The following is a 10,400-nucleotide window of genomic DNA, read 5'->3' as shown; positions in this document are numbered from 1 at the left end:
GACGAGTTGCCGACACTCAACCCGCAGCCGTCGGTCCCTGGGCCACTCCTCTGGGCGGCCGACGCCGTGGTGAGCGCCACCACCTGGTGGATCGATGCCGTGTCGACCTTCTACGATCTGCTGTCGCTCAAGGTGTCGACCATCTGCGTCGGCTAGCTCGGGAAGCGCAAAGGCCGGACGCCCGGTTCCATCGGGAGGCCCGGCCTCACTTCCGCACCCCAGAGGGATTGGCAAGTCCCAGCCTGTCTCACCGGGCGTAATCAGGCCAGCGCTATGCGAGAGGAAGCGGGTATCCCTCCGACAGGTCACAGCAGCGCTCGGCGTCGTGGCGCCCGGCAGAGCGAACGTGGTGAGGTATTGAGTCAGGCTCTCCCGCAGTTCCTCCTCCGCCGCCAGCGTCGGTTTCATGCACGCCCCCCTGGCGTCTCCAATCGACTGAGCAGGCTTTCGGCCAGTTGCTGGAACTCGGCCCGACATTTGGCCACATATGCCTGGGTACTGCCCAGAGCGCCGTCAGCGGCTTTCAGATCGAACATCGGTTTACGGGCATCGTGCGAGAGCGGCATCAGGCTTTGGTAGTTGCGCATGGTCGCCACCTCGTACGACTCGCCTGCTTGATCTGGAGCGTCGGCGAGGACCGAGTCGACGAAGACGCTCGGAATGCGCTCCAGCCATCGCCGGTAGGCCTTCACCGGGCGATCCAAGCGCATGGTCGGCTGCATGATCACATATCCGATGGGACGCATCGTTCCCTCGGGCGCCGAGATTTTCGGCGGAACTCTCGGGAGCACCGTGTCCTGCCACGTGCTACGCCATGCCCGCAGCGCCGGCCCCAAGTTCCGCAACCCTCGAAGCGAGAAGAGATCCGCTGCGAGGGGCATCAGAACGGTGTCCGCGGCGAGCAGGGCGGCGCGATTGATGGCGCCGAGATTCGGCCCGACATCTATGAGCACGAGGTCGGCCGCCACCCTGCGGGCGGCGTCCTCGATGATTCGATGAAACGCGGTCGTGGTGCGAATGGCGGCCAGGTCTCCCGTGAAACACAGGGGCCACGCGGCCGAGAGCCGATCCTCGAACGCGCTCAGCTCCAGATCTCCCGGGACCAGCCACAACCCATCAGTGATCTCGATCGGCTGATAGAAGGTGACGTCTCCCAATCCTTCCATGATCGGTTGCACCGAAGCCGCAACGGTCCCCGCGTCGCTCATGTCGCTCTCGGCCATCGCGCTGCGCATTTGCTTGATGAGACTCGACTCGGTGTTACCGCCCCAGGCGGGGAACTCCGGCTCGGCCCACAGCGCCGCCAGATACTCCTCGTTCAGGAACATCGACGTCAGGTTTGCCTGAGGGTCGAGGTCGACTGCGAGGACTCGATGGCCGAGGCGCTGGAACATGTGGGCCAAGTGGTAGGTGAGTGTGGTCTTGCCCACCCCGCCCTTGTTGTTGAAGAGCGCTATCGAGATCACGCGGCTCTCCTCAACGTCACCGACCACGATGAGGCATCGACCTTGAACACCGCGGGCGGATTCGTGTTACGGGCCAGTTCCGCCTGAATTTTGGCGATGCCTCGTCCGAAGCGGTTCACGTAGCCGAGCGACTTCAGCGCCGCTGCCAGAGACGGATTCCGGTAGTCGTTCACCCGGTCGAAGTTGTCCTCGCGCACCTGTCCGTAGGGGCCGCCGGGATTGGAGATCTCGATCCGATCGGCGAACCACAGGATCCGGATCGGCGCGTTGGAGCTCTCGTAGTTGCGGTGCATCACCGCGTTCATGCAGACCTCGCGTAGAGCGCCGATCGGATAGTCGGGTTGCGACTTCTCCCGGAAGCCGGTCTCCTCCACGACCCGGGTGTGAAGATGCCCCTTCAACAGGGATTCCAGCCGCTCGGCGAGATCGACCGCGTTGAGCCGGAGCTCCTGCTCGTCCATGATGGCGGCGTCCATGCCGTCACCGTCGTATCGGACGAACTGCACGTAGGCTCCTGGGACGAAAGCGCTGGGGTCGTATCCCAGCACCAGCAGGCCCAGCACGGTGGGCGTGCCGGTCGCATCGGCCATGCGAAGGCTGTTGAGCTGGAGCAACTCCGGTCTGCCGTTCTCCTCGATCACTTCGGAGGCGACCTCCGACGGGAGGTAGGTAGACCGGAAGAGCCTCAGGTCAACGTCGCTCAGGGTGCTTCCGGGAACCGGCCGGCCATCGAACGGACCGTCGGCGGCACGACGGCGCTCCGACAGAATGCGCTCATCCTCGCGGTTGGCCTTCCGCGTGGTCGGCCCGGGGCGGACCCATACCACACCGTCGTAGCGGACCGGTGGGGTCGCGGATGCCTCCACCCGCACCCGAATGATCGCCTCTCCCTTGAAGAGCGCCTTTTCCACCATCATCGACGGCCTGGGCAGGATCTTTCCGCTGTCCCGATGCTCGGTCACCTTCAGCAGATCGCCATCGGCGGTCTTCACGTCCGGCAGTGGCCTCCCGTGTTTGTCCACTCCGATGAGCAGATCGCCTCCGCCGCGGCCGCAGAGATCGTTGGCGAGCGCGCAGATCGCCTGCCCGATCTTCTTGCCATCGTTCGCGGACTCCTTGAACTCCAGAACGATGCTCTCCTGGTCGCCCAGCCCATGGACAAGATCCGAGGTCATGCCAGTCATTGTGCCGCCTCGGAGCGACGAGCACCTGTGATCGCTTCCTGATTCATCGGCTGCTCTCCCGCGCGGCTTCCGCCTGCCGGAGGCGTTCGGCGAAGACGGCATGGGCCTGGCGGTATTCGGCTTCGCGGTCAGCCTTGTAGAAGGGGGCGGCGTAGCCGTCGGGAACCGGGCCGTTGATCTCGGGATCGAGGTGCGCCATGAGCGCTTCGAAGTCCGCCTTGGTCTGGCCGTAGCCGTAGGTGTTGTGGTTGCCCGCGATCTTCCGCCCGTTGGCGTCGAACCAGATCTGCGCTTCGTAGTCGGACAGGACGGGGTAGCGGGAGCGGTAAATCGCTACGAGCTGGTCGGCGGTCATGCCGAGCCAGAGGGCGACCATCGCGTCAAGCTCGACGAGGGCGGCGCGGCGCTCACGTTCGGTGCGGAGTGGCGTGCCGTAGTGCCACTCGGGGGTGACGTTCTCGGCAACCGGCTTGAGCCCCGACCAGTCGATGGCCCAGGTTTCATGCTGCCAAGCCGGGTCGTGAAGCTCGGTCCAGAGATCGGTGTAGGCGCTGGTCAGGCAGTTCAGGCGCAGGGTACGCAAGAGCAACGCCGAAGCCAGGGGGTGATCCGGATCGGCGGCGGGCATGGCATTGGCCTCCGCATTCCGGAGGTGTGACCGTCCGGTTATACGAAGCATGTAGTCAAGCGGCAGCGCCGCCCAGAACCCAGCCGCCAGCGCAGTGCCGCGATTGCTGGGCAACGCCATCGTGTGCACGGCATCCACGTGCGCCGGCCCGGGAGGAATCAGCGCCGCAAATAGTGAACGTTCACCGTTGAACGGAATCATGACACGCCAGGCCAGGCGGTAGAGCTCTGCATAGCGGCGAGTGCCGCCGTCCGCCGCCCCCCAGCGGTCCTGTGCGGCAAGGTAGGCATCTTCGTCACACGCCCGCTCGTAGTTAGCCGCATGCACCGCATCGACTGCGAGAACGGTCAGGTCCTGCGGCTGGTCGGAGCTCTTAAAGAGCGGCGGCTGCTTGGCAAAAGGCGTAGCGACACTGATGTGCGACCCCTGGAGAATCACGTCACGCAGCGAGTCCCGCGCTCCCGGCGACCAGCGGATCAGTCCGTCGTCCTTGGCGGTCTTCTCGTGATAGCCGGAACTGATTCGCGGGCCAGTGAAGCCCAGTCGCCGCGCGTAGTTTGCCAGCGCTTCGATCGCGCCCGCCTCTGCTACGGTCACGGGATAAAGCAACGGCGTCTGTTCAGGCGCAATATCCTCGGCGTTGAGGAGTCGGCGCCACTCACGCAAAACGCCATCATCAACCTTGATGATCCGGGCGCGATGTGGCCGGATATCCCATTTGCCTTCGTGTTTGATGCCCGGGAGAGCACCTTCGCCATCATGTGCCAGAGAGTACGGCACAACCTCTACTCCATAGAGATCGCTGAAGTGACTGAATGCAATTTGGCGCTCTGAGCCGTAGACATGAAGGCCGAATTCCTGTGTTCGACTGAGGTCATCGAAGGCCCAATTGGCCGCGTTGATAAATTTCGCGTGAACGCGGAGGTGACGATATGCGGCAGCTCGCAACCGACCTTCCTTAACACCACCGAAGTGAGTGTCCGGATGGATGAGACCAGCCGCTCCCATATCCTTTAGGTTCGCCCACACTCGGCACATGAACGCGCGATAGAGATCCGGCTGAGTGCCTGCAAGGAGCGGGTAAGCGATCCCCGAGCCGAGAAACTCGGTAACCCCTACATTGACTGAAAGCTCTTCCAAGAATGATGTGTTCGCCACATTATCGGCCAGCACCTCGGTCTTGCGGTCGCGCCACTCGGGCACGCTCGGCTTGTCCGCCAGCTTGAACCACGGCTCCCACTCGGCAAGGACCGCATCCTCCTGCCATGTGGGCCGAACCCACGGTGGGTTTCCAACCTGGAGGTCGAAGCCACCCCGGGTGAAGATCTGCGCGAACTGCAGCTCCCAGTGGAAGAACCCCTGGTCCTCCGCGATGTCCTCGGCCGCCCCCAACCAAGGGAAGCGCTCCGACAGCTTGAACGCCGAGTCCATCCCCATCCACGCGGGAAGCTGGTCCTCGTAGGTCTCCAGGTCAGCCAGCGACGCGAAGCTAGCAACCAGCGAATCCTCCGGGATATCCGCCCGGCCGAGCACGGCCTCGGCGAAGTCGAGCCAGTCGTTCAGGTCCGCCAGCGGGATGACCCTGCGCACCGGGTCGGGCTCCGAGCGTGGCTTGGCAGTTCGCTTTGGGCCGCCTCCGACCATGGTCCTCGCATCGGCCAGGTCCAGTTGCTTGTTTCCGGTCTCGAACAGCGAGTCGGTTACGTACACCTGCCCGAACCCGAGCGACTCCTCCGGCGCAGACCGTACAGCTGACTCGGCGAGGACTACCGACTCCAGTTCGGCGGTCGCGGTCGGCGCGTAGATCGGATCGGTGCCGTCGAGAAGGCCGGCCTTGTCGAGCGGCCAGAACCACAGCGCGCACCAGGCGTCCATGACCTTCTTGAGCCGCCAGTACGGCGTGCCCGGCGAGGTCAGGTCGTCGTAGACCTTCTCCTTGCCCACGGGCTCGGCAGGCTGGGTGATCCAGTCGGCGCCCCAGACGTCGATCTTGCGGCTGATCTCCCGCTCGGAAATGGTGAGGCGCTGGACGACCAGGTCCCACAGGTATTCGGCCCGACCGGACAGCGCCTGGAGCCGCTGGAGCTGGGACAGCCGCCGACCGGCGGGCTTCTTGTCGGAGACCTTGGCGCGGATCTTCTTCTGCCAGGCCTTGAGCTGCTTGGCCTCCTCCGGCGCCAGGTTCTTGGCCTCCTTGGCGTCGGCGACAGCTCCCCAGCCCTCGGCGGGCAGCAGGAAGTGATGGACCTGGCCCGCGGGAACAGCTCCGGTCGAGAAGGGGAGGTCCGCCGGAGCGGTCTTGAGCCACTCCCCCTTGGTGAGCTGTGCCGCGCCGTAAACGCGCCGCCCAGCCCCGATGAGCGAATTGCCTCGCCGCAGGTGAAGCCCGAACCAGGGCGCCTGCAGCCCGGGGTGCATGACGTTGAGCCAGACGGAGACCTCGGCCAGCTCGATCGCGGTGTCGTTGAGGTCGACCCCGTAGGAGTTGTGCAGGGCGATGTACGCCTTGACCCGCTGCAGCTCCTCCTCGTACGACTCGGGGTCGATGGAGCGGCCGAGCTCCTGCTGGCGGCGCTTCAGGTAAAGCTCGGCGACCTGGTTGATGGCCTCGTTGAGGAACGCCCCGGAGCCGAGAGCCGGCTCGCAGATCTTCCAGGACAGGATGTCGCGCGCCGTGGTGTCCTCGGTGACCCGGTGCTGGAGCGCGAGCTGGACCGTGACGCGCGTCAGCGACTCGGGCGTGTAGTAGGAAGCGCTGGTCTCGCGGTCACGGCCGGCCAGGCGGTAGACGAACGATCCCGCCGGGTAACGCACGTATTCGTCGGTCTTGTTGCCGTCGTCGTCGGTCCGGATGACGAAGACCTCGGACGGGTAGTCGTCGACCTTGGACGCCGGGATCATCCAGGATCCGTCCTTGGGGTCGCCGCCCTTGGCGACCTCATACAGGTCCTCCGTGGCGATGAACCCGGTATAGGACATCAGGCCCTCGTACACCGCGCCGAGCTGGTTGATGCCGAGCTGCGCGTACGAGATGAACCCGCCGCGCTCCTTGCGGCGCCCGCGCGTGAGCATGAGCTTGCGCAGCACCTTGTAGAGGGTCTCGTTGCGCAGCCGGGTGTCGATAGTGCGGGGGTCGTCCTCGTCGAGGGGCAGATCGCGGCGGATGAGGCCGGTGGCGGACGATTCGAAGAGGGCGGACTTCAGCGGCTCGAAGTGCAGTCCCTCCTCCTCGGACACCTCGTCGCCGGTCCGCGGCCGGTGCCCCTCGTTGACCATGCGGAACAGCAGGTCGAGCGACTCGTACAGGTGGAAGCCGTTTCTGGCCTCCTCGCCGGCGAGGTCGCGGACGACCAGGTCGCCGAGGCGGGCCAGGCTGTAGCCGCGGGTGTAGTCCTCGTCGTCGGTCGGCAGGATGCCCAGCTCGGGCCTGGCCTCGGCGTACAGCAGGAAGAGGATCCGGTACAGGTAGCGCAGCGACTCGCGGCCGAGTTCGCGAGCCAGGGCGGTGGGCTCCATGATGTCGCCGGCCTGCACCCCTGCCGCGCGGATGCGGGCGAGGACCTCGTTGGCGATGAGCTCGACAGACTCCTTGAGCCCGTCGCGCAACTCCTTGGACACCCCGACCGCGTGGTTGCGCGAGCTGGTCAGCAGGTCGGCGAGTGGTTCTGAGCCGCCCTCGGCAGGGGGCAGCAGTGAGTCGGCGCCGAACAGAGCGGCGATGACCTCCAGCTCCGCGGGGTCGTTGCGGCCCAGGGCGACGTCGAGGGAGACCGCCAGGTAGCGGCCCTCACCCCAGGTGGCCCGGTCGGCGAGGATGACCACGCCGCCGGCCAGGATGAGGACGTAGCGCGGCGGGTTCTCGCCGGCCAGCAGCCAGGAGGCCAGCTTGGGACCGCTCTCGATCTGCTCGCGCCCGTCCAGTTGCACGGGGTGCAGGAGCCGCCCGTCGAGACCGGCGTCGACCTCGGCGGCCCAGGAGCACTCGATCGCGATCAGGTGTTCGTCCGCGTAGGCGACGTGAACCGGGTAGTCCTTGCCCGCCCGTTCGACGATGATCTCACGGGGCTCGGCCTGGTAGCCGAGTGCCTTGAGCACGTGGATGTGCAACTGGCCGAGCTGCTTGCGCCACTGCGGCAGTTCCTCGGGGATCTCACCCTCGTTGAGCCGTGCGTCCATGTCGGCGAAGAAGGGCCGGTCGGTGAAGTACGGCTTGCCAAGCGCGCGAAGGCCCTTGCGCGGCGTGATGCGGCCGTCCTTCTCCTCCGCGGCCCAGCGGGCGAGCAGACCGTCCTTCTTCTTCAGATCCTTGGGCAGCACCTCGGCCAGGTAGTGAGCCGAGAAGTAGTCGCCACGGTTGACCAGCGAGTCGAGTCTCATCACACATCCTGGGGAACGAGGACGGCGAGGACCCGCAGCAGCGGTTCGCCGGTGGTCTGCATGGAGTCGAGCAGGCGCTTCTGCCGTTCGACGGTGTCGCGAACGCGTCGCTCCTTGCGCGTGCGCTGGGAGACGTGCACACCGTCGAGGGTGAGCTGCTGCCAGGTGTCGAGGTGTTCGCGGTAGGCGTCGAGCGGCGCGACGACCGCCGCGTCGTATGCGGCCCGGCGGACTTCCAGATGCTCGCGGGCGGTGGCGACCGCTTGGGGAAGGCGGGTCTGGAGCGGCTGGAGGTCGATGGGCCGGCCGGTGTTGGTCATGCGCGGCCCGACCCCGGCTTTGGCGAGGACCTCGGTCATCGGATCTCGGAGCACTTCTTCGCCGCTGACCGCCATCCATTCGACCACGGTCGGCTGGCCGAGGGTGTTGGAGTAGATGCCCTGGATGAGGAAGGTCGGCTCATCCACCTTCGCGGTGATGACGGGAGCCTTCTGGCGGCCGAGCCGTACGAGGACCTTGTCGGTGATCCAGTCGACCAGCGGGTGCAGGTCGGAGAGGTAGGCGATCTCGGGCCACATCGTCTTGGTACGCCGGGCCTCGGTGAGCTTGCGCTGCGCGAGCGCCCGGTCGAAGGTGACCTTCATCCGCTTGCGGACATCATGAGTGCGCAGGTAGTCGGCGGGCAGCGCCGACAACCGGTGGACCAGGTCCGGCGGCGGGGTGAACGCCATCAACTCGCCGTCGTCCTCCAGATCCTTGAGCAGGCCGAGCGTGGCGATGGCCTCCTTGACGAAGGTCTCGGAGGTGTCGAACAGCCTGGGCACGTCCGCCTTACGCGGTTCCGGATTGGCGGGCTCGGCGCCGACCGAGCCGAGCAGGTCGGCGAGGAAGTCGTCGATGGGGCGGTCTTCGATGGACTCCTCGACCGTCTTGCCTTCCAGCAGGTCCTGGATGAGCCGCCGTTCCTCGCGCTCGGCGCGATACTCACCGGTCACGGCTTCGGCGGTGCCGAGAGTGCGGTGCGCGGTCGCCTCCTTCTCCAGCAGTTTCTCGGCGACGGTTCTGTCATCCTTGGCACCCTCGACATCGGAAGTGAGGATGAGCGCTTTGAACTGCGGCTGGTGCTCCTGGCCGTAGCGGTCGATTCGGCCGTTGCGCTGCTCGATCCGGATGAGACTCCACGGCACGTCGAAATGGATCAGGTGGTTGCACTGCCGGTGCAGGTTGACGCCCTCGCTCGTCACGTCGGTGGTGACGAGCAGCCGGACCGGACTCTCGGCCAGGCCGAAGCGTTCGATGACGTCCTGCTGCTGCTGGTCGGACATGCCGTTGCCGAGCATGACGTCGACGGCGTCCTGCTTCAGTCCGAGGCGTTCGGGGAGAACGGCGGCCAGCCATTTGACGGTTTCGACGCTTTCGGAGAAGACAACGACGCGGTTCTTCTTCAGGTCGATCGCCCGGAGTTCGTCGATCAGCGCGGCGAGTTTGGCCGGCTCGTCGATCTGGGCGGCCAGGTGCTGGAGGGTCTTCAGCGCATCGATCTCCCGGGCCTCCGTGGCATTCTTCAGCCGGTTGGCAACCGTCTTCGCGAGAGCCACGGGGCTGGACAGGAATGCCTTGAGAAGCGTGTAGGGGAAGAGGCGGTTCTTGGCGGAGACGACAGGGCCGCCGATGCGCTGGTCGCCCGCGAGCCAGACCTGGGTGAGCTCTTCAAAGATCTTCTCTTCTGCGTCACTGGCCTTGCACCTGACGGGGACGGAAGGCCCGCGGTCAGGCCACTTGCCGCCCATCTGGTCGCGCACCTCAGGGCTGATCTTGGTGCGGCGAATGTAGAGATGGTCGATGTCGGCGGCCGAGTACTTGCTGTCGTCAGCGATCGCCGCGGGGTCGAGCATGCGGATCAGCTCGGCGAAGGACTCGCTGTTGCCGTTGTGCGGGGTGGCGCTGGCCAGCAGCAGCGCGTCGGTCTGGCGGGCCAGCAGCTTGGCCAGCTTGTTGCGGTCGGTCTTCTCGCCCATCAGGTTGTGCGACTCGTCGATGACGACCGCGTCCCAGTGCAGCTTCTCCAGATGCTGGCCGTACTTGCCCGCGTTCTTCAGCGTGTCGATGGAGATGATGATCCGCTTGTAGTACGTGAAGGGGTTGCGGCCCGCCGGGATGTCGCGCTGGATCCGTTCGACGCCGACGGAGTCCAGGCGGATCAGCGGGATGGCGAAGCGGGTCCACAGCTCGTGCTGGAACTGCTCCAGGACCTGTTGCGGGGTGACGACCAGGATGCGCTCCCCTCTGCCGCGCTTGATCAGCTCTGCGAGGATGAGGCCGATCTCCAGAGTCTTGCCCAGCCCCACCACGTCGGCGATGAGAATGCGCGGGCGCAGCCCTTTGAGCGCGAGCTCGGCGGGACGCTGCTGGTAGGGCAGCGGGTCGAGGAGGAACCGGTCGCCGAGCGCCAGACCCTTTTCGGTCTGAGGGAGCGGGGTCCTGCGGAGAACAGCTTCGAGAAACAATCTGCTTTTGGCGAAACGAGAGGTTTCGTCCTGTTCGAGGACGGTCTCCTCAGGTCTGAGCAGACTGACCTTCTCCAGTGCGGTGAAGAAGACCGCGTCCTCGTCGCGAACGAACTCCGACGCCCCGACCGCCGTGATCTTGTGTCCGTCGTGCGCGGTCTTGGCGCAGGTGCGGACGATCCACTCGGCGTCCCGGACTTCGATCCGGGCGCCCGGGGGGTAGGCGGTCTCAGGCACT

The 10,400-nt window shown here is 65.8% G+C and carries 5 protein-coding genes; 1 reads left to right on the top strand and 4 read right to left on the bottom strand.

Going from position 1 to position 10,400, the window contains the following annotated elements; translation table 11 throughout:
- The first annotated feature begins 6 nt into the window (after positions 1-6).
- The gene (locus ABD292_RS10325; protein WP_344206859.1) at positions 7-156 is read left to right on the top strand and encodes a hypothetical protein; all 150 of its coding nucleotides are present in this window, start codon (positions 7-9) and stop codon (positions 154-156) included.
- Between the two features lie 248 nt (positions 157-404).
- Here the strand turns inward: ABD292_RS10325 and ABD292_RS10320 are convergent, their stop codons facing one another.
- From ABD292_RS10320 to ABD292_RS10305, 4 genes are read right to left on the bottom strand one after another with little or no spacing between them, the layout of a single operon-like run.
- A complete protein-coding gene (locus tag ABD292_RS10320) occupies positions 405-1,466 on the bottom strand; it encodes a ParA family protein (protein ID WP_344206858.1) in 1,062 nt (353 codons plus the stop codon).
- Positions 1,463-2,641, bottom strand: coding sequence for an ATP-binding protein (locus ABD292_RS10315; RefSeq protein WP_344206857.1), 1,179 nt, complete (start codon positions 2,639-2,641; stop codon positions 1,463-1,465). The genes ABD292_RS10320 and ABD292_RS10315 overlap by 4 nt, the downstream gene beginning before the upstream one ends.
- 52 nt (positions 2,642-2,693) lie before the next feature.
- Entirely contained in the window at positions 2,694-7,655 is a 4,962-nt protein-coding gene (locus ABD292_RS10310; RefSeq protein ID WP_344206856.1) for a class I SAM-dependent DNA methyltransferase, read from the bottom strand.
- Positions 7,655-10,399 (bottom strand): DEAD/DEAH box helicase, encoded by a 2,745-nt coding sequence (locus tag ABD292_RS10305; RefSeq protein ID WP_344206855.1) that lies wholly within the window; start codon positions 10,397-10,399, stop codon positions 7,655-7,657. Before ABD292_RS10305 ends, ABD292_RS10310 begins: the two co-directional genes overlap by 1 nt.
- Between the last annotated feature and the right edge of the window lies 1 nt (position 10,400).

It is taken from the genome of Nonomuraea bangladeshensis (genome assembly GCF_039529455.1).
GTDB lineage: Bacteria > Actinomycetota > Actinomycetes > Streptosporangiales > Streptosporangiaceae > Nonomuraea > Nonomuraea bangladeshensis.
This window is presented reverse-complemented; position numbering and strand designations above follow the sequence as displayed.

Bases quoted from the DNA above. Each gene is read 5' to 3' on its own strand.
- ABD292_RS10315 (WP_344206857.1), bottom strand. From the start codon at position 2,641: ATGACCTCGGATCTTGTCCATGGGCTGGGCGACCAGGAGAGCATCGTT.
- ABD292_RS10310 (WP_344206856.1), bottom strand. From the start codon at position 7,655: ATGAGACTCGACTCGCTGGTCAACCGTGGCGACTACTTCTCGGCTCAC.